This window comes from Mesorhizobium sp. RCAM 05104, assembly GCF_059683645.1.
Window position 1 is genome coordinate 5,490,154 of sequence record NZ_CM185033.1, and the last position, 23,148, is coordinate 5,513,301.

Here is a 23,148-nt window from a genome sequence, read left to right on the forward strand (position 1 = left end):
GCCTGTCTTACGGCGGTGCGTTGGCGAATGGCTTCCCCCACTCCGTCGCTGCTTCGCAGCGCCACCTCTCCCCCTCCGGAGGGAGAGGAAAGGTGCCAAGGCCGTCCCGCTACTTCCAGTTCTTCCGCCGCTCGAGCTCGGCGTCGGACGGCGTCTCCTGCGCAAACGACCCGGTCTTGATCTCGCCCGCGCGCTCGTAGGTCGCCATGATGACGCCGGTGCTGGAAGTCTGCGACTTGACAAGCTTGAAGGCGGCCGGCATCGCGGCATCGCCGAACAGCCGCTTGCCCTTGCCCAGCAACAACGGGAAGATCATCAGCCGGATCTCGTCGATCAGCCCGTTGGCGAGCAGGGTCTGGATCAGACTGCCCGATCCCTGGATGAGCAGGTCAGGTCCATCCTCCTGCTTGAGGCGGCGCACCGTCGCGACGATATCCGGCCCAAGGGATTGCGTGTTCTGCCAGGTCAGGGTGTCAGGCCGATGCGTCGCCACATATTTGGTCGCCGGGTTGAAGGCATCCGCGATCGGATCTTTCTGATACGGCCAGTACGCGGCGAAGATGTCATAGGTCCTGCGGCCGAGCAGCAGGGCGAAGGGTTTGGAGAAGAGTTCCTCCATTGCGGCGCCTCCCACCTCGTCGAAGTAGTGGAAGGTCCAGCCGCCGAATTTGAAGCCGCCGACAGGGTCCTCTTCCGGACCGCCCGGCGCCTGCATGACGCCGTCGAGGCTGACGAATGTCGCGGCGATGATCTTTCTCATTCCGATGCTCCCGTTTTCTTCAATCCACGCCGTCGTGGCCGGACTTCAGCCCAAGGACGGGCGACCGCTGACCGGTCCGACAACGCCATGCGGATTTTTGGCAAAGCCGCCATCGGTGGTTCAACCGTGAGACTTGGCGTCGAGGCTGCGCGATGAGAACCAGACGTCGCCGAAGATCGCTGTCGCGGTGCGGTCCGGCGTCTTGTCCCGCGTCAGCCAGATAGAGCGGCTGCGCGCGGCCTGGTCGCGCGTCGGGATTTTCGCCGCGAGGCTTGCTGCCGAGGCACCGAAGCATGGAATGAACCACGAGCGCATGAAGGGATCGCAGGCGAAGCCCTTTTCGGTGCGGGTCACCAGCACCGCCAGAGGGACGCGCTCGGCCGGACGCCAGGGAAAGATCATGCGGCCGCCGGGGCGCAAGGCCCTCAGCCATCCGGCCGGCGGGGCGACGACGCCGGCGTTGACATAGACGATGTTGGATGGCGGCAGCGGTGTCGTGACGGCATCGCCATGGACGACCGTCGCATTGCCATAGGTCTCGAGGTTTTTGCGCGCCATCTCTGCCAGTCTGTCGTCCAGCTCGAAAGCGGTGACGGTTCCGCCTGGCGAAACCAGCCTGGCCAGCAAGGCGGTGTAGTAGCCGGTACCGGCGCCGACATGAGAGACGGCCTCGCCGGGTTTTGGCGCAAGTTTGCCGATCCACATGGCATGCAGGAACGGCTCGCCATTGTTGATGCCCTTGTCGGCGTCCAGCGCCACCAGCACGTTCTGGTAGATGTGAGCCGGATCGGCGCTCGGCGTGATGATCTTGCCGCCGCCGGCGATGACCGTCCACGGCCCGGGACCGAGAAACGCTTCACGCGGCACGCTGGCGAAAACCGCTTCCAGGCGCGGGTCGGGCGAGGCCGCATTGGCCGCCATCAGCCGGGCATAGAATTTCCTGACATCTTCGATCTTGCTCATGGTGCGCAGGATGATAGTGCGGATTGCCGGTTTGTCGCGAGATCGCTTGGTGGCGGGGCGTCGGTTTCCCGGCGAGACCGGACTCAGCCGACCCCGAACATCGTGTCGTAGAGCAGCTTGAAGTTGAGTACCAGGATGATGGCCGCGACCACCCAGGCGAGTGCGGCAACGCCGCGCGGAATGGCGAGGTTGCCCATCTTCTTCCTGTCGGACACGAACTGCACCAGCGGGATGACCGCGAAGGGCAGCTGCATCGACAGGATGACCTGGCTGAACACCAGCAACTGGCCGGTTCCCTTTTCGCCATAGAGCGCGGTGACCACCACAACCGGGACGATGGCGATGCCGCGTGTCAGAAGCCTGCGCGCCCAGTTGGGGATGCGCAGGCGCAGGAAGCCTTCCATGACGATCTGGCCGGCCAGTGTCGCCGTCACCGTCGAATTCAGCCCGGAGGCGAGCAGCGCCACGGCGAACAGGATCGAGGCGACGCCGAGGCCAAGCAGCGGCGACAGCAGCTCGAAGGCCTGGCCGATCTCGGCGACATCCTGGTGGCCGGTGCCGTGGAAGGCGACCGCGGAGACGATCAGGATCGAGGCGTTGACGAACAGGGCCAGCATCAGGGCGATGGTCGAGTCCGTCGTTGCCCATTTGATGGCGTCGCGCTTGCCCTTGTCGGTGCGTTCATAGGCGCGGGTCTGCACGATCGAGGAGTGCAAATAGAGATTGTGCGGCATGACGGTGGCGCCAATGATGCCGATGGCGATGTAGAGCATGGCCGGGTTGGTGACGATCTCGGATGACGGCACGAACATGGCATGCAGGATCGAGCCGGCCGGCGGCGCGGCGAAAAAGATCTGGATGGCGAAGCAGCTGAAGATGATGATCAAAAGCGCGATGACGAAGGCTTCGAGGTAACGAAACCCCTTGTTCATCAGGAGCAGCACCAGGAAGGCATCGAGTGCCGTCAGCATGGCGCCGCCAACCAAGGGAATGCCGAACAGAAGCTGCAGTGCGATCGCGGTGCCGATGACCTCGGCCAGGTCGCAGGCGATGATGGCCAGTTCGCAGGCGATCCACAGCACGAAATTGACGGGGCGGGGATAATAGGCGCGGCAGGCCTGGGCGAGGTCGCGGCCGGTGGCGATGCCAAGCCGCGCCGCCAGCGCCTGCAACAGGATCGCCATCAGGTTGGACAGCATGATGACGAACAGCAGCGTGTAGCCAAACTGGGCACCGCCGGCGAGGTCGGTCGCCCAGTTGCCCGGATCCATATAGCCGACCGAGACCATGTAGCCCGGCCCCATGAAGGCGAACAGGCGGCGGAACCAGACGCCCGAACTCGGCACGGCGATGGAGGAATTGACCTCGCGCAGGCTGGGTTGGTCGTCGTCCTCGGGCCTGGCAAACTGCCATGCGGATCGGGAGGCTTCGGCTTCGGACATGAAAGGGCGCTTTCCGCGAGACTGGTCGATACTGCCGTAAGCTATGCCATGGCTCAACATTATGCAATATGCTATATTTCATTGTCGGTGCTTTTTAGCGGGCGCCGGTCGATGTGCGAAAGGGGCAATCGGAAACGTCGGTTGCGCCTGCGACGGAATGCAAATAAACGGCCTGAAGAATCAGAGCCCGTGCTATAAATGCACGGAGGGCCAAGCCCCAGGAGGAGCGCGCATTGGCGCTGAAGAACAGACCGGTCCCGCGCGAAAAGCCGCTGCCTGACGCCGACGTTCATTCGGAAGGATTCCGGCATACGCGCGAAGCGCGTCGCAGCGCGCTGGTCGAGGACTATGTCGAGCTGATCGCCGACCTGATCGAGGACGGCAACGAGGCGCGCCAGGTCGATATCGCTGCCCGGCTCGGCGTCGCCCAGCCGACGGTGGCCAAGATGCTGACGCGCCTGTGCGCCGAAGGACTGGTGTCGAGAAAACCCTATCGCGGCGTGTTCCTGACCAATGCCGGCCGCAAGGTCGCCGAGGAGAGCCGCATCCGCCATCAGACGGTTGAGGCCTTCCTGCGTTCGCTCGGCGTCAGCGCCGAGACCGCGCGCATCGATGCCGAAGGTATCGAGCACCATGTCAGCGCCGAGACGCTGGAAGCGTTTCGCAAGGCGATGACGACGACGCGCTAAGGCGCTCAACCATTTTCGGAAGAGAGGCTGCCGGAACCGCCCGATGTTATGCACGTTGCTCCTGATATCGCGCGATTGTCGCGCGGCAATGGAGGAAGCAATGGGCGTTGAACAGGCACCGACCGCGAAGGGCAAGCAAGCTGCCAAGGGACTGAAACAGGCGGCGGCGAAGGACGAACGCAAGACCGAGGCCGAAACCGGCCATCCGTTGAAGAAGGGCGCCGCGCGTTTCGAGGAACGCTCGAAAAGCTCCGACGGCAAGAGCGCCGGCGCCAAGCAAAAGGGCTGAGCGATCTTTTCAACGAGCTGGAGGCTGCACAAAAAGCCGCCTGCTTGGGGGTCGTCACTGTGCCTTTGATCGACGATGACACCAGCAGATCATGGCTGTCGGGCGCTTGGCCCTTCGCTATGGCTACGGGCGTTCGAGCCCTTTGAAAGGTCCACTGGACCTTTCAATTTGTCTGCGGCAAACCGTTCTCTCAGTCCCTGACATCCTGCACCCAGCTTCTGGGGTGGCCGTCGACGCGGAACTGGAAGATGAAATAGGGCGGGATGCAGGTGCCTTCGCCCGGTTTCGCTTGCGGCAGGTCGTCGTAGCCTGCAGTGCAGATATAGTCCTCGCGGCAGGGATGCGCCTTGTCGCAGGCGCGCAGGCCGGCGGTCTTGGTGAATTCCCTGGTGCAATATTTGTGGTCCTTGCCCGACGCGACGCAGTCGTTGAAGCCGGTCTTGGCGAGTCGGCCACACGTCGCTTCGTCGGGAAGCTTGTCGCAGCTTGCCTTGCGCAGCATGCCGCCGGGAAAGCCGCCGGTCTTCTGTTGCGGATTATCGTAGCGCTGGCGCGCGGCACCGTAACCGGCAAGCTTCACCACCGGCTTCTTGTCGCGCGCCGGATCGATGGCGCAGTCCTTGGCGGTGGCCGGCGACAGGCGGCAATATTTGTCGTTGCCCCAGCTAGACATCCTGATCTCGCCGAACTCGACCGGATCGCCGACCGCCGTGCCGGCTTCGCTGACGCAGGTGCCGAAGCCCGGATGGATGGCGCTCTCGTGCACGCCGGCGCAGCGCAGTCCGGCGCCGCAGGTCCAGTCCTTGAAGCTCAAATCCTCGCCGCGATAGCAGATCGAGCCCCAGCCATTGTAGAGGTCGGTGCCTTTCAGCGCCTCGGCGTATTTCTGGTCAGGGCGCGCGGCGAAGCCTTTGCTGAAATCCGGATGCCCGCCGGCGGCGAACTGCTCGACGATGGCGCGGCGGCGCGGCAGGTCGGCGAAGAAGACGGCCGAGCCCGGCACGAAGACGGCATTGCGGCGCGGCTCGCTGGCGGGATCGGCGCCGGTATAGTGGAAGCCGGCAATGCCATGCGTCTGATGGCAGCCGGTGCAACTCATCTCGTTGAGCCGCAAATCGAAGCCGGCCACCGACTTGATGGTCGAGAGCGTGTTGCCTCTGGCGACATAGTCTCTCATCGCCTTGTCGATATCGGCATCGTCGACCAGCCCGTAGGCGATGTTGTTCTGCGACCGGCTCAGTCCGCCGGGCGCGACCGAGACGGCGCTTTTTGCCAGGAATTTTTCGTCGATGACCAGCCGGCCATGGTCGAGGTCATAGATATTGCGGTCGGTGAGCAGCCATTTGGCAAAGGCCGGCTTGTCGGCCAGCACGGTTGCCCGGTCGATCTGGTTCTCCATCCTCGATTCATGGAAGCTCGAAGTGACCGGATCCCATTTGAAGATCTTCAGCAGGTACTCGGCGTGGCCGCCGAAATCGCGCCGTGTCGAAGCCGACAGGCGCAGCACCTGCATGTTGAGTTCGAGCCGCATGATCTGCGCCGCGTTCAGCATGGCACCGGACAGCGGCCCTTCGTCGGAGCGCAGCCAGGCGGCAAGCTGTTCGGGCGGCAGGTCCTTTTGACCGGCGGTCAGCCAGCGCTTGGCTATGTCGGCGCAGGATACGTCGGTAGCGCTTGGCAGGTCCTTCGAGGCGCGGGCCTGCGCCTGTCTCGGCTTGGCGTTGAAGACGAGACTCATGGTCAGCGGCAGGCGCGAGGAGATGCGCTGCGTCCCCTTTCCCTTGGCTGCCTTCTCCGCGACCGAATAATGGAAGCGGTAGATCAGCCGGATCTCGCCGCATTCGGTATGGCCGAGATAGCCGCGATCCATGCGGTTGACGACGCCGGTCAGGTCCAGCGTCGAGCCGTCGTCATCGATGTATTTCGGATTGAATTTCTGGCTGTTGTCGTTCGACTTCGCCATATCAGCGACATAGGGGTCGGGGCTGTTCTTCGGCTCGTCGCCGATCTGTTGCTTGACGGTGTCGCGCACCGTGGCCAGCGCCGGCACCGAAAACAGGCCGCGATTGTCGACCTCGCGGGTGAGGCCGAGGGCGGGTCCGAGCAGGCGGCTGATCGACAGGCCGCCGCGCTCCAGCGCCTGCAAGGTGGCGGGATCGGTGACGGCAACGCTGGAATCGAGCGTCACCGCGTCGGCGGCCCGCGGGCCCAGGCAGCTCAATGCCAGCAAGAACATCATCCAGCCGATCGTTCGCAAGCGCCCTGTCCCTCCGTTCGCGGGCGATGCTACAGGCCTTCCCCGGGCTCGGCCAGAGCGGTGAAGCGCGCATGCCAGCAACGTCCCAAGTCACGAAAAATGCTGTGACTTGGCGCAACCATTGCGATAATTGTTTGTTGGGTTGGACCGGCCGTGCCGGCACAACGGGGAAGTTTGCAGAACGAGGAGTTGCCATGCTCTGGAGAGGCCGTCGTCAGAGTGACAACATCGAGGACGACCGCAGCGACAGCGGCGGCGGTATCGGCGGCGGCAGCCCCGGCCAGTTCCGCATTCCGATCGGCGGTCGTGCCGGCGGCGGTGGCAGCATCTTCCTCGTCATCCTGGTGGTGCTTGCCGGATGGTATTTCGGCTTCGATCCGTCGACGATCCTGGGTGGTGGCGATGGCGGACTGGCGCCGGGCGGCGGCGGTCAAATCACCGACAACAGTGGTGGTGGCCAGGACAGCGGCGCTGGAACGCCCGCCAACGACGAGATGAAGCAGTTCGTGGCCACCGTGCTGGCCGAGACCGAGGACACCTGGACCGGCATCTTCAAGTCGCAAGGGTTGACCTATGAGGACCCGAAGCTGGTTCTGTTCAGCGGCCAGGTCCGCTCGGCCTGTGGCTTTGCCTCCGCGGCGGCCGGTCCGTTCTATTGTCCCGGCGACCACAAGGTCTATCTCGACATGACCTTCTTCCAGCAACTCGACCAGCAGTTCGGCGCTTCCGGCGAATTCGCCCGGGCCTATGTCGTCGCGCATGAGGTCGGCCACCACGTGCAGAACCTGACCGGCATCATGTCCAAGTTCAACCAGATGCGGCAGGGCATGAGCGAAGCCGATGCCAACCAGCTGTCGGTGCGCATCGAGCTGCAGGCCGACTGCTTCGCCGGCGTGTGGGCGCACTACACCGCGCAGAAGGGCATATTGGAGCAGGGCGACATCGAAAGCGCGCTCAACGCCGCCAAGCAGATCGGCGACGACACGCTGCAGAAGAAGACGCAGGGCTATGTCGTGCCGGAAAGCTTCAACCATGGCACGTCGCAGCAGCGGCAGACCTGGCTGGCGCGCGGCTACAAGAGCGGCAAGCTTTCGGACTGCAACACACTGAGCGGCCCGATCTGAGGAGACTGTCTGGAAATTCTACTCTGGCGGCCCTCTAGCGGCGTTTTCCGCGCTTCCGGTGCTCACGGACCAAATGTCCGCTGCGCTCCGGTTCTCGAAACCACCACCATATGGCTCGCCACAGCGAATTTCGAAACAGTCTCGGGCGCGCGTTTCCCAACGCTGATCCGATGGTAAAGACGCCGTCAGGGAGAGTCAGGATCAACGTTTCCGGCCTGTTCCCTTATTGTTCCTTGCGGCGGGCTCGCCTATAAGGTGCGTCCGCCTGCGCCCCAGGGCGAGCAGAGGAGCTTGACCCATCATGATCGACCCCAAAACCGCCAGGCGGGGCCTCGCGCTTGTTTTCACCACGCTGCTGCTCGACATCATCGGCTTCGGCATCATCATGCCGGTGCTGCCCGCCTATCTCAGGGAGTTGACCGGCGTCGGCATCAGCGAGGCGGCGATCGAAGGCGGCTGGCTGTTCTTTGTCTATGCGGCCATGCAGTTCTTTTTCGCGCCCGTCATGGGCGGGTTGAGCGACCGGTTCGGACGGCGGCCGATCCTGCTCGCCTCCGTGCTGACGTTCGCGATCGACAATCTGATCTGCGCCGTCGCCTGGTCCTACTCGATGCTGTTCATAGGGCGTGTGCTGGCCGGCATTTCGGGCGCCAGCTATTCGACGACATCGGCCTTCATCGCCGACATCTCGACCGATGAGAACCGGGCGAAGAATTTCGGCCTGCTCGGTATCGCTTTTGGCGTCGGCTTCGTCATCGGGCCGGTTCTGGGCGGGCTGCTCGGCACGTTCGGGCCGCGCGTGCCGTTCTATTTTGCCGCCGGCCTTGCGTTCGCGAACTTCCTGATCGCGCTGTTCTTCCTGCCGGAAACGCTTGACGACAAGCACCGCCGCCGCTTCGAGTGGAAACGCGCCAATCCGGTCGGCACGCTTCTCCAGATGCGCAGGTATGAAGGCATCGGCTGGATCGGGCTTGTCTTCTTCCTGATGACGCTCGGGCACATGATGTATCCGGCGGTGTGGTCGTTTGTCTCCAGCTACCGCTATGGCTGGAACCAGCAGCAGATCGGCTTTTCGCTCGGCGCCTTCGGCCTGTGCGGGGCGATCGTCATGGCGACGGTCCTGCCGCGCGTGATCCCCAGGCTTGGCGAGTGGAAGACGGCAGCAATCGGTCTCGCGTTCACGGCGCTCAGCGCCTTCGGCTACGCCTTCGCGACGCAAGGCTGGATGATTTATGCGGTGATCGTCGTCGGCTGTCTCGAAGCGCTGGCCGACCCGCCGCTCAGGAGCCTTGCCGCCGCCAAGGTGCCGCCTTCGGCGCAGGGCGAACTGCAGGGAGCGATGACCTCGATCTTCTCGATCACCTCGATCATCACGCCGCTGCTTTATACGGCGATCTTTTCCTGGTTCACGGGGCCGAACGCGCCGGTCGTGTTCGGTGGCGCGCCCTATCTCGTCGGTGCATGTTTCCTGATACTGGCGCTCATCGTCTTCGTCACGAAAGTGGCCAGGCCGGCGGCGCTCGGAAATGTCACGACCGGGGTGGCGAAGGATGGAGCACAGATATGAGCCGTGAGGGGGGCAGCGCTAGCGGATCGAGCTAAGCCCGCTCGGCCAGCAATTCCTCGCCGCGCTTTTCGCGGATCAGGTTGACGAAGCGGCGGAACAGATAGTGCGAATCCTGCGGGCCGGGCGAAGCCTCGGGGTGATGCTGGACCGAGAACACCGGACGGCCGGTGAGTGCGATGCCGCAGTTCGAGCCGTCGAACAGCGAGACATGGGTTTCCTCCACGCCCTCGGGCAGCGAGTCGGCGTCGACGGCAAAGCCGTGGTTCATAGAGACGATCTCGACCTTGCCTGTCGTGTGGTCCTTGACCGGATGGTTGGCGCCGTGATGGCCCTGATGCATCTTGGCGGTCTTGCCGCCCAGCGCCAGCGCCAGCATCTGGTGACCGAGGCAGATGCCGAACACCGGGATGTCGGTCTTGAGCAGGTCCTGGATGACCGGCACGGCATAATCACCGGTGGCTTCCGGGTCGCCGGGGCCGTTGGACAGGAAGATGCCGTCCGGCTGCATGGCGAGGATCTCCTCGGCGCCGGTGCTGGCCGGAACCACGGTGACCTTGGCGCCGAGACCGGCGAGCAGGCGCAATATGTTGCGCTTGACGCCATAATCGATGGCCACGACATGCATGGACGGCTCGGCCTGTTCGCCAAAGCCTTCGTTCCAAACCCATGGCGTCTCGCGCCACACGGAAGACTGGCCGGAGGTGACCTCCTTGGCGAGATCGAGCCCGATCAGGCCGGACCACGCGGCGGCGCGCCGCTTCAGATCGTCGAGGTCGAACACGCCGTCCGGAGCATGCGCGATCACGGCATTGGGCATGCCCTTTTCGCGGATCAGCGCGGTCAGCGCGCGGGTGTCGATGCCCGACAGGGCGACGATGCCGCGCTTCTTCAGCCACTGGTCGAGACCGGTGCCGGCGCGATAGTTGGAGGGGTTGGTGACATCGGCCTTGAACACGGCGCCGACGGCGCCGGCGCGGGCGGCCGGGTTGAGGTCCTCGACGTCCTCGTCATTGGTGCCGATGTTGCCGATATGCGGGAAAGTGAAAGTGACGATCTGGCCGGCATAGGATGGGTCGGTGAGGATTTCTTGATAGCCGGTCAGCGCGGTGTTGAAGCAGACTTCGGCGACGGCGGAGCCGGTGGCGCCGAGGCCGCGACCTTCGATGACAGTGCCGTCGGCCAGCACCAGAAGGGCGGTCGGCTTGTCTGTGGTCCAGGCGGGCGTCATCTCGGCCATAGCGGCACTCCTATCGGGCTGTGCGTTTCAATCGGCCCGGCGGGCCATCCGCGCAGCAAACCGCGCAAAGCAGCGAATTCGCGGCTTCCACGCACCTAATCTTCAGTTCATGCAAGGCCCAGTACATAGGGGAACGGGGCAGAGCGGTCAATGATGATGCGAAATGCGGCTTGGATTTATTTCATCAAGCAATATCAGAGGCTTGCCCTGACATATCAGGGTTTGCGTTGGCTTGTCCCCGGCGCTATTGTCCGCGCCGATTGAAGGAGAAAGCACCATGCGCGGAAAAATCGCCGAATCCCTGAAGAGCGCGATGAAGGCGCAGGACAAGCACCGGCTGCCGACGCTGCGGCTGATCCAGGCCGCCATCCACGACCGCGATATCGCCAATCGCGGCGCTGGCAAGCAGCCGACCAGCGACGAGGAGATCCTGCAGATCCTGGCCAAGATGGTGAAGCAGCGCGAGGAATCGGCCAAGGCATTCGACGACGGCAAGCGGCCCGAGCTGGCGGCGCAGGAGCGCGGCGAGATGGAGATCATCCGCGACTTCCTGCCGACGCAGCTCGACGACGCGGCAATAGCGGCGGCCGCACGCGAGGCGATCGCCGCGACGGGAGCCGCTAGCCAGAAGGACATGGGCAAGGTGATCGCCGCGCTGAAGCAGAAATATGCTGGCCAGATGGATTTCGGCAAGGCGAGCGGCATCGTCAAGGGTCTGCTGCAGTAGGGCGATTTCCTGACCCCTGTGGCGATGCTCGGAAGTCTCACTCAAAACCAAAGTAGTCTGACTCGGAATCCGCAAAAGCCTGACTCATTGGCCTAATTGCAGCGCGGAGCATTTTTTCCACACTGCATGTAACTGGCGACGGGGTCCGAAGGCCCCCATTTTTCACTTTGCGAGGCGGAGATTCTCCCGCGCTTCACGGGTTGTCGCTTCGTAGACGGAAGGCTGATGATCCGTGAGTACTGTTTTTCGGCCTTAAGTTGCGTGACTGACAAAGAAGATCGTCTGTAAGGATTTGATCATCTCCAACGGTTAAGACAGAGCGCTCTGGAGAAGGATAGCGCTCGATGTTTACTTGGACAGGTGTTCTTGATCGACCCTCTTATGCATGGCGAGCGGCTGTTGCCATTGTATTCCTCATCGGAACAGTTTTTCTTTTCCCATTCCTTTTGAGGGGGATTGCGACGGCTTCACACTGTCAAATAGATACATGCGGCGCCGTCTCTCTCGTTGCTTCCACCGCGCTACGCCCTCTTTTCTTTGTTGGCGCCTTGGCAATTATCCTGAGCGCATGTATCCGTAGGGCACGTGATGCGGGGTTGCGCCCATGGATAGGGGCGTTCCCACCCCTCATGTTGGTCGGCGACCAGGGCTTCCTGCAACATGCAGGGTCAGGGTGGGCGTATCCGTTCTCGGCGGGCATCCTGTCATTTCATGCACCGATCTATGCTCTGTTTGGATTGGTCCTTATCGGTCTGCTCGGCTTCCCGTCACGTTATGTCCTTCGCTATGGAGGAAATCGTGTCCTGGACAATGCGATAGGGCTCTTGGCGGGATGGTTGTCGATTGCCGCCGCGTTGCGCGCAAGTGGCTTTCCACCATTCGGCCTTACGGAACTGCCAGTTCAGATCACGGCTCGGCTATTCTTGTTCCTGATCTACGCGCCATACACGATGGCGATCTTTCTCGCTTTGGCGGTCTACCGGGTCTGGCGGTCGCATCTGATTGCTCCCGCTACGCCGTCGGCGTTATCCGTTTCGGGGGGCGAAGCGCCGAACCTCTGGCAGCCGAAGCGCGCCGCCGTAATCGGCATGATTGCGGCGCTCGCTGTTTTCTTCTCGTCGCTCTCGACAAAAGGCCAAATGAGCGGTCAGCTCCTGCCGATCTTGCTCGCGGTTTACGCGCTGCCGATCTTGATGCCAACGTTCCTTCTCTACACCGGAGTCGTGGCATCGGTTTTGCGGCTCACGGCAAAACGAGACCTGATGGCTGTCGCGGCACTACTGGTCGCCTTGATACCATTTGGCCTGTGGGCAGCGTCGTTCTCTTCGGTTCAGGCGGCCAAAGCGCGTGAGAAGGCTGCCGTTGCTGCCATTTCCAAGGTCACGCTCCCGGCAAAGGTCAGCGGTGTGGTCATTGAAGGCGACGACTGGTCATTGATCAATTGCGCGCGGACCCGCGTTCTTTCCAGCGACCGTAAGGTCGGCGACGTCCTGACTCGCGGACAAAGCAAGAGCGCGTATCTCCGGTTCACGCGCGCGGCGGCAGGATCGCCAATCAATCAGGGCCAGGCGGCTGACACAGCGCCGTCTGATTATGTCCTCATTCGATTGCCGCGCCAGCCGCAATTTCTTAAGGACAGTCGAGTCGGCCAAGATATCGCATCGCCAGCGGTGGAAGTTTACGCGGTCGATCCGGGTGGCACACACCTCGTCGCGGCGACCTATACTGCCATTAATCGGCCTCCGGTTTTTCCACCCCTGTTGACCACTCATGGTTGGTATCGGCCTGAAAATTCGGCAACCACAAAAGAGTCGTGCGAGAGCGTCGGCGATTTCATCCAACACGAGTTTCTCGAAAAAATGTCGGCTGACCCTGCCTGAGCGTTTCAGGACTTAAATAGCCGTTCACGGTCCGATAGCTCGGTCCAGAATGGCATGCAGGCTGGGGACGTGAGTCACACTTTCGTGCCGAACTGTCTTCTTGAGTTAGGGTTCCTTGCAAATCGGCACCGGCTGGGGCGGTGGTGCCGGATGATCCTTCTTGTATTGCGCGATGATTGGCTCGAGGGTCTTTCGCGGCCAGAATTTCGGAGAGCCGATTTCCTTCAGGCAGGATGCATTCCAATAGGACCCCGCGCCTGACAGCGAACGCCCGGCCGCCACCGCTTGGGCGATGGCGGCGATGTCGCGTGATTCGGGATAGATGTAGAGCGTGGTCGGATTGTCCTTCACCATCGGGACGATCCGCTCCGCATCCGCCGGTGACCAGCTGGTGCAGCCATTGCTGCGGCCGCCGGCGTACTCCACCAGCTTGCCAAACGGCACGTAGCCATCATGGTCGGCGTATGAGCGGTTCGGACTTTTCCGAAGACACATGCCGCGCAGCACCTGGGCTGCGTGGCCGCCGATCACCCGCTGTCTGGCATTGGCGGTTTCGCCTTCGCCGTCAAACTGCACGAAGGTGCGCTGGAAAACCGCGTCCTGTTTCGCCCCGACGCGGTAGTAGCCCTTGAACGACGTTTTTTCCTCGCCGGTCATGTAGGCCCCGCCGGCCGTCAATTCCGAATCCATCGCATTGCCGAAGTTCTTCGCGCACCGTCTTCCATTCGCGAAATTGACGACGCCTTTCAAATTCCGGCCGCCGCCGTGACCCGCCGAAACCGCGCGAAACGAATGGTTGGCTTCGCAGATGATGTAGTAGCGGCGCCCCAGTTCGCCATTTCCCAGGTCGCCGGGGCGTGTCGCGTCCATGGCGAAGTAGCAGGGATTCTTGACGGTGCCTTCGCCTACCTTCTTCAGGTAAAGCGCGCGGGCCCGCTCCAGCACCACTTGTGCGATTTGACCTTCGCCTTCGCCGACATGGGCCTGCAGCCATGCCGGAACGCCCGAGGGCTGCAAAGCGGCAAAGGACCGGACCGATGCCGTCAAGGCAATGATGACGAGGAAGAGGCTGGTGACGACACCTAGCGGGACAGATTTCAACCGCACCGGATCAATTCTCCTGTCGAGGTCATTCCAGAGTCCTTGCGGGTGTTACCGCCGTGAATCCATCATAAATGGCCTTGCGCCAATCGGCGAAACACATCTTGTTCAGCGCCCCGCATGTCGATGCCGAAATTGCCCGCTGTGAACATCCCCGATTTTCGATCCTCAAGGATTGGGCTATGATTTGATTCTGGCGCGGCCCGCGCCTCCTCCCTCCGCTGGGAAAGCATCATTCATGCGGGGCTATCCGATCACCGAACCGACTGTTCGAGCACCAGGCATAAGGAGGGGTTGCGAAGACGGCTCGCACCAGGAGGTTGTGATGAAGCTATCCGCGCCTGTCCACAGGCTGAAGCGTCAAGCCAGGTTGTTGTCCCGCGAGGGCAAGGTTCCGCTCCACGAAGCGCTCGACCGTATTGCTGCACAAGAAGGCTTTGCCAGCTGGAGCCTGCTCGCAAGCAAGGCAGCCGAAACGGCGCCTGCCGGCGGACTGTTCGCGCAACTGGCGCCCGGCGACCTGGTTCTGGTCGGTGCGCGACCGGGGCACGGCAAGACCCTGATGAGCCTCGAACTCGCGGTGGAGGCCATGAAGTCCGGCAATCGGGGTGTCTTTTTCACGCTGGAATATACGCAAAAGGATGTGCTGGACCGGTTTCGCGCCATCGGGGCGGAGCCGGCGCATTTCAACCACTTGTTCGAATTCGACAATTCCGACGCGATCTGTGCCGACTACATCGTCAGGACCTTGGGGGCGGCGGCGCGCGGCACGCTGGTGGTCATAGATTATCTGCAACTGCTCGATCAGAAGCGGGAGAACCCGGACCTGATGGCGCAGGTCCGGACGCTGAAGGCCTTTGCGCACGACAGGGGATTGATCCTCGTCTTCATCTCGCAGATCGACCGCTCCTACGATCCGGCGAAGAAGCCGTGTCCCGATATCGGCGATGTCCGGTTGCCGAACCCGCTGGATCTGTCGCTGTTCAACAAGACCTGTTTCCTCAACAGGGGTGAAATCAGGTTCCAGGCAATGGGCTGAGGATCAGGTCAGGCGGCCCTCATTGCGCTGCCGCCGGCAGGTCGAAGGGCTGCGCGACCGGTGCCGGACCGTGCTGCTCGCGCATCGCGTCGGCCGACTGGCGAACCACTTCGGAAATCCGCAGGAGCTGCCTGGCGATCGGGCTTGTCTTGCGCCAGATCATGCCGATCGTTCGCGAGGGCTGCGGGCTGGCGAAGCGGGCGATCGAGACACAGGCCGAGCGTGTCTCCACCGGCACGGCCATTTCCGGGATCAAGGTGACGCCGACGCCGGCGCCGACCATCTGGACGAGGGTCGACAGCGAACTTCCGTCCAGCAGCTCCCTAGGTCGCGCCGAATGCATGTTGCAGAACGACAGCGCCTGGTCACGGAAACAATGGCCTTCTTCCAGCAGGAGCAGCCGCATCTCGCGCAGCATTTCGCGATTGGGTACCGGCTTGCCCTCGTCTTCGCCCGGCCGGACCAGCACGAAGTTCTCGGCGAACAGCACAATTTCGGTCAGTGAAGGTTCCGACACCGGCAGCGCGACAATGGCCGCGTCGAGCCGACCGTCGGCCAGCTCCTGGATCAGCTTCTGCGTCTGCGTCTCGCGCACGTGGATATCGAGGCCATCATGCATGCGGGCGAGGTTGCCGATGATGGCGGGCAGAAGATATGGCGCGATCGTCGGGATCACGCCGATGCGCAGCCGTCCCACCAGATGGTCGCGCGAGGCCCGCGCCAGGTCCGCCAGTTCATCCACCGAACGCAGGATGTCGCGGACGCGTAGCGCGAATTCCTCGCCGAAATTGGTCAGCCGGACCTGGCGCGCGCCTCTTTCGAAAAGCTCCGTGCCCAGCGTCTCTTCCAATTCCTTGATCTGCACCGAGATCGCAGGCTGCGAGATCGCACAGGCATCCGCCGCGCGTCCGAAGTGGTTGTGTCGCGCCAGCGCTTCGAAATAGCGCAGCTGCTTCAGCGTCAGGTTCGCCATAATGTCATCTTATCGCTGTAATCAGGAAATCCAACTTAAACTAATCAAGCGGCTTTGCTATAGGAGCGGTAAGGGAGATAGGAGCAGCCGGTGTCACACATGCCCGACCTCATGGGCATGAGTGGCGCGATCGGGCCTGTTTTGTTTTCAAGACAGTCTTGTCCAAGGCGAGCTCCCGGCAGTAGGACATTCGCATATTCGGGCTCCTGGCCATCGCGCAGGCGACGGAGCGGACCGTCTTCCAAGGGTATTCATAACCCTTGTTCACGCAGCAGTTGAGGCAACGCCCAACACAGCCACGATCGGAGAAAGACATGGACGCCAACACCGACGACAACAGCAAGGGCAAATGCCCGGTCGTGCACACTGCCGTTGGCAGGGTCAACCGCGACTGGTGGCCGAATCAGCTCAATGTCCAGGTTCTCCATCAGCAGTCGCCGCTGTCCGATCCGATGGGTGAGGCGTTCGACTATGCCGAGGAGTTCAAGAGCCTCGACCTCGACGCCGTGATCAAGGACCTGCATGCGCTGATGACGGATCTCGCAGGAGTGGTGGCCGGCCGACTTCGGCCATTACGGGCCGCTGTTCGTCCGCATGGCGTGGCACAGTGCCGGCACCTACCGCATCGCCGACGGCCGGGGCGGCGCCGGAGCCGGCCAGCAGCGCTTCGCGCCGCTGAACAGCTGGCCGGACAACGTCAATCTCGACAAGGCGCGCCGGCTGTTGTGGCCGATCAAGCAGAAATACGGCCGCAAGATCTCCTGGGCCGACCTTATGATCCTTACCGGCAATGTCGCGCTGGAATCGATGGGCTTCAAAACCTTCGGTTTCGCCGGCGGTCGCGCCGACGTCTGGGAGCCCGAGCAGGACATCTACTGGGGTCCTGAAGGCAAGTGGCTGGCCGACGAGCGCTACAGTGGCGACCGCGACCTGCAGAACCCGCTCGCCGCCGTGCAGATGGGTCTGATCTATGTCAACCCGGAAGGCCCCAACGGCAATCCGGATCCGCTGGCCTCGGCGCGTGACATCCGCGATACTTTTGCCCGCATGGCCATGAACGACGAGGAGACCGTTGCGCTGATCGCCGGCGGCCACACCTTCGGCAAGACCCATGGCGCGGGCGATGCAGCACTTGTCGGCGCCGAGCCGGAAGCCGCCGATATCGAGCAGCAGGGCCTCGGCTGGGCCAGCAAGTTCGGCACCGGCAAGGGCGGCGACGCCATCGGCAGCGGCCTGGAAGTGACCTGGACAACGACGCCGACCAAGTGGAGCAACAATTTCTTCGACAATCTGTTCGGCTTCGAATGGGAACTGACCAAGAGCCCGGCCGGCGCGCATCAGTGGACGCCGAAGGGCGGCGCCGGCGCCGGCACGGTGCCGGATGCGCATAATGCCGGAAAGCGTCATGCACCCTCGATGCTGACCACCGACCTCGCGCTGCGGTTCGATCCTTCTTACGCGACGATCTCGAAGCGCTTCCACGAAAACCCGGATCAGTTCGCCGACGCGTTCGCGCGTGCCTGGTACAAGCTGACCCACCGCGACATGGGCCCGCTCGCCCGCTATCTCGGCCCGCTCGTGCCGAAGGAAGAGCTGCCCTGGCAGGACGTCATTCCGGCGGTCGATCATGTGCTGATCGACGAACAGGACGCCGAAGCGCTCAAGGCCAAGATCCTGGGGTCCGGCCTGTCGGTGTCGCAATTGGTCTCGGCGGCGTGGGCGTCGGCCTCGACCTTCCGTGGCTCCGACAAGCGCGGCGGCGCCAACGGCGCTCGCATTCGCCTCAGCCCGCAGAAGGACTGGGCGGTCAACCAGCCGGCCGAACTCGCCAAGGTGCTCGACAAGCTCGAAGTCATTGCCAAGGACTTCAATGCCTCGCAGACCGGCAACAAGAAGGTCTCGCTTGCCGACCTGATCGTTCTCGGCGGCAATGCCGCCATCGAGAAAGCCGCGAAGGATGCCGGTCACAGCGTGGATGTCCCCTTCTGGCCTGGCCGCATGGACGCCTCGCAGGAGCAGACCGACATCCATTCCTTCGCGCCGCTGGAGCCGACAATCGACGGCTTCCGCAACTATGTCAGCGGCAAGCAGCGGCTGACCGTCGAGGAGGCGCTGGTCGACCGGGCGCAACTGCTGACGCTGACGGCGCCGGAAATGACGGTTCTGGTCGGCGGCCTGCGCGTTCTCGGTGCCAATGCCGGGCAGTCGAAGCATGGCGTCTTCACCAAGCGGCCGGAAACGCTGAGCAACGACTTCTTCGTCAACCTGCTCGACATGGGCACGGAGTGGAAGGCGACCTCGGACGCCAAGGACGTGTTCGAAGGCCGCGACCGCAAGACCGGCGAAGTCAAATGGACCGGTACCCGCGCCGACCTGATCTTCGGTTCGCACTCGCAGCTGCGCGCGCTGGCCGAAGTCTACGCGACGGCGGACGCCAAGGCGAAGTTCGCCCGCGATTTCGTCGTGGCATGGACCAAGGTGATGAACGCCGACCGCTTCGACATCGCCTGAGCCGGCAAAGGCAATCCGGCACGGCTCAACAGCCGCGTCAGGGTATCGACCGCTCCCGACGACATTGACCAGGGCCGCGTTTCCAGCGATGGGAACGCGGCCCTGTCGCAAGAGGCTACGCCCCGGTGGTACGTTTCTTCCCGAGCGGCGCTGCTATCTTGTCGGCACAGCGTCTCCGCCGGTGCAGCATGGTTGAAATCGTCAAACCCGCGCTTGAACATCTGCCATCCTACAAGGCAGCACTCGAGCGCGGCTGGTCGCCGGACAATGTGCGGCTCAAGGAAGCGACGCGCGAGCAGCTTGCCGCGATCGAAAAGGATCCAGTGGCGTTTCTCGCCGACCTCGACGATCCCGAAGCCAGTGGCGGCCCGATCACCTTGCCCGACGGCAGGCAAGTGCCGCGCCTGCCGGGCTTCCGCCGCTGGATCTGGGATGGCGAGGCCGCTGGCTCGATCGGCTTTCGCTGGCAACCGGGCACGGCAGAGCTGCCGCCGCATGTGCTTGGCCATATCGGCTACGCGGTGGTGCCTTGGAAGCGGCGTCGCGGCTATGCGACCGAAGCGCTGCGGCTGATGCTGGACGAGGCGAGGGCGGTCGGCCTGGCCCACGTCGAGATCACCGCCAAGCCGGGCAATCCGGCGTCGCACAAGGTGATCCTGGCCAATGGCGGCAAGCTCGTCGGGCGCTTTTTCGAGGACGCCGCCTATGGCGGGGTGGAGAGCCTGCGGTTCCGGATCGAGCTGTAGCTCGCTTTACAGCCTTTCGGCCTGGTCGCGCAGCCAGTCGCCGAGCGACGCGCGATGCAAACCTGCCCGACCCGTGAAGGCGTCGGCTGAAAGCATGGAGTTCAACACGGCTTCCTGCGTGGCCTCGGTCGCCGCCCGGAAAAGCAGGTCGATGCGCGCTTCGTTCAGGGTCATCAGCGGCAGCAGGTCGCGGGTTTCATCGTGATCGACCAAATTGCCGGTGCTGAAGGCTATGGCGATATCGCCGCTGCCTTGACCCCAGAAGGAGCCAAGCCTGGCGATGCCTGCTCCGGCGCGGCGCGCCACTCTCTCGAGCTGGCGGTGTTCGAGCGGCACATCGGTCGCCAGCACGACCATGATCGAGCCGTGTTCGGGCTGGTCCGGTTGCCTGGGATCGGGCCTGCGCCCATCGGGCAGAATGAGGTCGCCGGCCCTGCCGAAATTCGACAGGACGAGAACGCCAAGATGGCGTTCGCCAGCCAGATTGATCTTTCGCGACGCCGAGCCGATGCCGCCCTTGAAGCCGAAGCAGCTCATCCCCGTCCCGGCGCCGACATTGCCCTGCTCGACCGAACCTTCGTGGGCGTCCGCCAGCGCGGCGCGGGCGTGCTCCTCGGTAATCGCCAGTGCCTGGATATCGTTGAGCGGACCGTCATTGCATTCGCCGACCAGCGGATTGACGGTTCCGGTCGTGCGGCCGATATCCGGGTTCAGGCGGATCGCCTCGCGGATCAGCGCCGTGGCGCAGGTGCCGACCGAGAGCGTGTTGGTCAACAGGATCGGCGTTTCGATGGTGCCGAGTTCCTGCACCTGCGTCAGGCCGACAGTCTTGCCGAAACCGTTGATGACATGGCTTGCCGCCATCACCTTCTCGCGAAACAGATTCCCGCCATGCGGCAGGATCGCGGTCACACCGGTGTTGATGTCGCCGGTGCGCAGTGTACAGTGACCGACGCGTACGCCAGGCACGTCGGTGATCGCCGTTATGAGCGCCCGCCGGCAGGATGCCGCAGGTCAAGCCGTAGTCAACGACAGTCCTGGTCATGTGTCAGATGTGCTCGTCGGCACACAGCGCGTGGTCGGACAGCGCGCGGATGACGTAGCAGTCGCCGACCGTCTTGCCGTCGCAGCAGGAGGCGATGCGCTCCAGCTCGGCTTCCAGCCGCTTCAGCTGGGCGATCTTTTCCCGCACGGAAATCAGCTGTTCCCCGGCGATCCGGTCGGCGTGGCCGCAGGGCTGCTCCGGGTGGCCGCTCAACTCGATCAGCGAGCGGATGTCCTCGACGGCAAAGCCGAGGTCGCGGGCGTGGCGGATGAAGGCCAACCGCTCCAGCTCCTGCTTGGAATAGCGGCGCTGGTTGCCTTCCGAGCGCTCGGGCGCCGCGACCAGGCCCATCTGCTCGTAGTAGCGGATGGTCGGCACCTTGACCCCGGTGCGGCGGGAGAGATCACCGATCGAAAACATGAATTTTGCCTCTTGAAGCTCTAGTGACTAGAGCAATTACAGTGCCTGACATCAAGTTCAAGACATGCGGGCAGATGGTTCGCGAGTGAGACGGACAGGTGACGGGATGACGGCTCCCCACGAAACACCATTCAGGCAGACGCGGTTCAGGATCGGCGGCATGGACTGCGCCTCCTGCGCGGCCAAGATCGATACGGCGATACGCCGCCTCGACGGCGTCGCCGATGTCTCGGTTTCGGTGACCGGCGCCAGCATGACCGTCAGCCACGGCGGTTCGCTCAACGACGACAAGGTGCTGCAGCAGGTTGCGCGCCTAGGCTACGGCATCGTCAAGGCCGAAGCCGGGACCGATGGACGCGCATCCCCGGCGATCGTGCATGACCATGCCGACCACGACCATGAAGGCCACGATCACGGGAACCATGATCATGACCATGGCGGCGAACAGCTCGCCAAGGCGGCCACGGGCCCATCTCATCTCCACGGCGATGCCGAGCCGGGGCAGGCGTGGTGGCGCTCCCGCCGGGCGGCGCTGACACTGGCTTGCGCGGCAGCGCTTGTTGCCGCCTACGGCATCGGCCATTTGTTCCCTGTGGCCGAGCGCTGGGTTTTCCTGGTCGCTCTGCTGGTCGGCCTGGTGCCGATCGCGCGGCGCGCGCTGATGGCGGCATTGGCCGGCACGCCGTTCTCGATCGAGACATTGATGACGATAGCCGCCGCCGGCGCCGTGATGATCGGCGCCACGGAAGAAGCGGGCGCGGTGGTGGTGCTGTTCCTGATCGGCGAACTTCTGGAAGGTGTCGCCGCAGGCCGCGCGCGGGCCAGCATCCAGGGGCTTGCCGACCTGGTGCCGAAGACGGCACTGGTCGAGCGGCCGGGCGGCACGATCGAAGTTCCCGCCGACCTGCTTGTGGTCGGCGATGTGATCGTGGTGCGGCCGGGCGATCGCATTCCGGCCGATGGCGAGATTGTCGAAGGGTCGAGCGATATCGACGAGGCGCCGGTGACAGGGGAGAGCACGCCGAAGCGCAAGGGAATCGCGGAAGCTGTGTTCGCTGGCACGATCAGCAGCGACGGCGTGCTCAAGGTTCGGGTCAGCGCCGCCGCCGCCGACAACACCATCGCCCGGGTGGTTCGTCTGGTGGAGGAGGCGCAGGAATCCAAGGCGCCGACCGAGCGCTTCATCGACCGTTTCTCGCGATATTATACGCCGGGGGTGCTGGGGGTTGGTGCGCTGGTGGCGCTGCTGCCGCCGCTCGTCGCCGGCGGTGACTGGAACGAATGGATCTACAAGGGCCTGGCGATCCTGCTGATTGGCTGCCCCTGCGCGCTGGTCATCTCGACGCCGGCGGCAATCGCTGCGGGTCTGGCGACCGGCGCGCGGCGTGGCCTGTTGATGAAGGGCGGCGCGGTGCTGGAAGGCTTTCGCCGGATCACGGCCGTCGCCTTCGACAAGACCGGCACGCTGACCGCGGGCAAGCCGGTGGTGACCGACATCGTGGCGTATGGGGGCGATGAACGCACCGTGCTGGCGCTGGCGGCGGCACTGGAGCAGGGCTCCAGCCATCCGCTGGCGACGGCCATCCTGGACAGGGCCAAGGCCGACAAGGCGCCGGTGCCGCCGGCGCTGGTTGCCAAGGCGATCCCAGGCAAAGGTGTCGAAGGCAGCGTCGGCGGCGTCGCCGTCTTCCTTGGCTCCGGCCAGGCGGCGAGCGAGCGCGTGGTGATGACCGAAGCGCAACGCCTTGCCATCGACAGCCTCAACGGCCAGGGCAAGACCGTCTCGGTGCTGATGGCCGATGGCGTGGTGGCAGGGCTGATCGCCATGCGCGACGAGCCGCGACCGGATGCGGCGGCCGGCATCATGGCGCTGAAGGCCGAGGGCATCCGCACGGTGATGCTGACCGGCGACAACCGCCGCACGGCGCAAGCCATCGCCGCTTCGCTCGGCATCGAGGCGCGGGCAGAGCTGTTGCCTCAGGACAAGCAGCGCATCGTCGGTGACTTGCAGCGCGAGGGGCTGAAAGTGGCCAAGGTCGGCGACGGCATCAATGACGCGCCGGCGCTGGCCGCCGCCGATATCGGCATCGCCATGGGCGGCGGCACCGATGTGGTATTGGAAACGGCGGACGCGGCGATCCTGCATGGCCGCGTCACGGATGTCGCGCGCATGGTGCGGCTGTCGCGGGCGGTGATGGCCAATATCAGCCAGAACATCACCGTGGCGCTCGGGCTGAAGGCGGTGTTCCTGGTCACCACCATTGCCGGCATCACCGGCCTGTGGCCGGCGATCCTGGCCGACACGGGCGCCACCGTGCTGGTGACCGCCAACGCCATGCGCTTGCTGCGCTGGCGGGGGTGATCCGGCGTTCGGCGGA

Annotated in this window: 17 protein-coding genes and 2 pseudogenes; 10 read left to right on the top strand and 9 right to left on the bottom strand. The window is 63.7% G+C overall.

Annotated elements, in window-relative coordinates; all coding sequences use genetic code 11:
* Nucleotides 1-109: 109 nt before the first annotated feature.
* The 3 genes from AC56QP_RS26890 to AC56QP_RS26900 form a co-directional block, all read right to left on the bottom strand.
* The gene (locus AC56QP_RS26890; protein ID WP_489862727.1) at nt 110-760 is read right to left on the bottom strand and encodes a dihydrofolate reductase family protein; all 651 of its coding nucleotides are present in this window, start codon (nt 758-760) and stop codon (nt 110-112) included.
* Nucleotides 761-880: 120 nt separating this feature from the next.
* Nucleotides 881-1,723 carry a protein-L-isoaspartate O-methyltransferase family protein gene (locus tag AC56QP_RS26895; RefSeq protein WP_489862726.1) on the bottom strand — a complete coding sequence of 281 codons (843 nt, stop codon included), beginning with the start codon at nt 1,721-1,723 and terminating at the stop codon, nt 881-883.
* Between the two features lie 83 nt (nt 1,724-1,806).
* Nucleotides 1,807-3,165, bottom strand: a complete 1,359-nt coding sequence (locus AC56QP_RS26900) for an Nramp family divalent metal transporter (RefSeq protein WP_489862725.1) — start codon at nt 3,163-3,165, stop codon at nt 1,807-1,809.
* A 233-nt stretch (nt 3,166-3,398) separates the two neighbouring features.
* Between AC56QP_RS26900 and mntR the strand changes: the two genes are divergently transcribed.
* Nucleotides 3,399-3,854, top strand: a complete 456-nt coding sequence (gene mntR, locus AC56QP_RS26905) for a manganese-binding transcriptional regulator MntR (protein WP_489862724.1) — start codon at nt 3,399-3,401, stop codon at nt 3,852-3,854.
* Between the two features lie 100 nt (nt 3,855-3,954).
* A complete protein-coding gene (locus AC56QP_RS26910) occupies nt 3,955-4,143 on the top strand; it encodes a hypothetical protein (RefSeq protein WP_140774647.1) in 189 nt (62 codons plus the stop codon).
* A 190-nt stretch (nt 4,144-4,333) separates the two neighbouring features.
* Here the strand turns inward: AC56QP_RS26910 and AC56QP_RS26915 are convergent, their stop codons facing one another.
* Nucleotides 4,334-6,400 (bottom strand): hypothetical protein, encoded by a 2,067-nt coding sequence (locus tag AC56QP_RS26915; RefSeq protein WP_489862723.1) that lies wholly within the window; start codon nt 6,398-6,400, stop codon nt 4,334-4,336.
* A gap of 194 nt (nt 6,401-6,594) precedes the next feature.
* On the opposite strand from AC56QP_RS26915, the gene ypfJ reads away from it, so the two are divergent.
* The gene (gene ypfJ / locus AC56QP_RS26920) at nt 6,595-7,524 is read left to right on the top strand and encodes a KPN_02809 family neutral zinc metallopeptidase (RefSeq protein WP_489862722.1); all 930 of its coding nucleotides are present in this window, start codon (nt 6,595-6,597) and stop codon (nt 7,522-7,524) included.
* Between the two features lie 301 nt (nt 7,525-7,825).
* Nucleotides 7,826-9,091, top strand: a complete 1,266-nt coding sequence (locus AC56QP_RS26925) for a TCR/Tet family MFS transporter (protein WP_489862721.1) — start codon at nt 7,826-7,828, stop codon at nt 9,089-9,091.
* Nucleotides 9,092-9,122: 31 nt separating this feature from the next.
* On the opposite strand, the gene carA is transcribed toward AC56QP_RS26925, so the two are convergent.
* Nucleotides 9,123-10,328, bottom strand: coding sequence for a glutamine-hydrolyzing carbamoyl-phosphate synthase small subunit (carA, locus tag AC56QP_RS26930; RefSeq protein WP_489862720.1), 1,206 nt, complete (start codon nt 10,326-10,328; stop codon nt 9,123-9,125).
* A 277-nt stretch (nt 10,329-10,605) separates the two neighbouring features.
* Between carA and AC56QP_RS26935 the strand changes: the two genes are divergently transcribed.
* Together AC56QP_RS26935 and AC56QP_RS26940 are read left to right on the top strand one after the other, a co-directional pair.
* Complete coding sequence (locus tag AC56QP_RS26935; RefSeq protein ID WP_489862719.1) at nt 10,606-11,055, top strand: GatB/YqeY domain-containing protein; 450 nt, start codon at nt 10,606-10,608, stop codon at nt 11,053-11,055.
* Between the two features lie 629 nt (nt 11,056-11,684).
* Nucleotides 11,685-12,935, top strand: coding sequence for a hypothetical protein (locus AC56QP_RS26940; protein ID WP_489862718.1), 1,251 nt, complete (start codon nt 11,685-11,687; stop codon nt 12,933-12,935).
* 105 nt (nt 12,936-13,040) lie between these two features.
* Here the strand turns inward: AC56QP_RS26940 and AC56QP_RS26945 are convergent, their stop codons facing one another.
* Complete coding sequence (locus AC56QP_RS26945; RefSeq protein ID WP_489862717.1) at nt 13,041-14,042, bottom strand: hypothetical protein; 1,002 nt, start codon at nt 14,040-14,042, stop codon at nt 13,041-13,043.
* A gap of 319 nt (nt 14,043-14,361) precedes the next feature.
* Here AC56QP_RS26945 and AC56QP_RS26950 point away from each other — a divergent pair, with 319 nt between their 5' ends.
* Nucleotides 14,362-15,075 (top strand): DNA helicase, encoded by a 714-nt coding sequence (locus AC56QP_RS26950; protein ID WP_489862716.1) that lies wholly within the window; start codon nt 14,362-14,364, stop codon nt 15,073-15,075.
* A 19-nt stretch (nt 15,076-15,094) separates the two neighbouring features.
* Here AC56QP_RS26950 and AC56QP_RS26955 read toward each other — a convergent pair whose 3' ends face one another.
* Nucleotides 15,095-16,048, bottom strand: coding sequence for a hydrogen peroxide-inducible genes activator (locus AC56QP_RS26955; RefSeq protein WP_489862715.1), 954 nt, complete (start codon nt 16,046-16,048; stop codon nt 15,095-15,097).
* Between the two features lie 314 nt (nt 16,049-16,362).
* Between AC56QP_RS26955 and katG the strand changes: the two are divergent.
* Both katG and AC56QP_RS26965 read left to right on the top strand, forming a co-directional pair.
* A pseudogene (gene katG / locus AC56QP_RS26960) lies at nt 16,363-18,559 on the top strand (catalase/peroxidase HPI).
* Nucleotides 18,560-18,747: 188 nt separating this feature from the next.
* A complete protein-coding gene (locus AC56QP_RS26965) occupies nt 18,748-19,305 on the top strand; it encodes a GNAT family N-acetyltransferase (RefSeq protein ID WP_489862713.1) in 558 nt (185 codons plus the stop codon).
* Between the two features lie 6 nt (nt 19,306-19,311).
* Here the strand turns inward: AC56QP_RS26965 and AC56QP_RS26970 are convergent.
* A pseudogene (locus tag AC56QP_RS26970) lies at nt 19,312-20,350 on the bottom strand (DmpA family aminopeptidase).
* 3 nt (nt 20,351-20,353) lie between these two features.
* Nucleotides 20,354-20,770: a MerR family transcriptional regulator gene (locus tag AC56QP_RS26975; protein ID WP_489862712.1), complete on the bottom strand. Its 417-nt coding sequence runs from the start codon at nt 20,768-20,770 to the stop codon at nt 20,354-20,356.
* A gap of 106 nt (nt 20,771-20,876) precedes the next feature.
* Here AC56QP_RS26975 and AC56QP_RS26980 point away from each other — a divergent pair, with 106 nt between their 5' ends.
* Nucleotides 20,877-23,132 carry a heavy metal translocating P-type ATPase gene (locus tag AC56QP_RS26980; RefSeq protein ID WP_489862711.1) on the top strand — a complete coding sequence of 752 codons (2,256 nt, stop codon included), beginning with the start codon at nt 20,877-20,879 and terminating at the stop codon, nt 23,130-23,132.
* Nucleotides 23,133-23,148 lie beyond the last annotated feature (16 nt).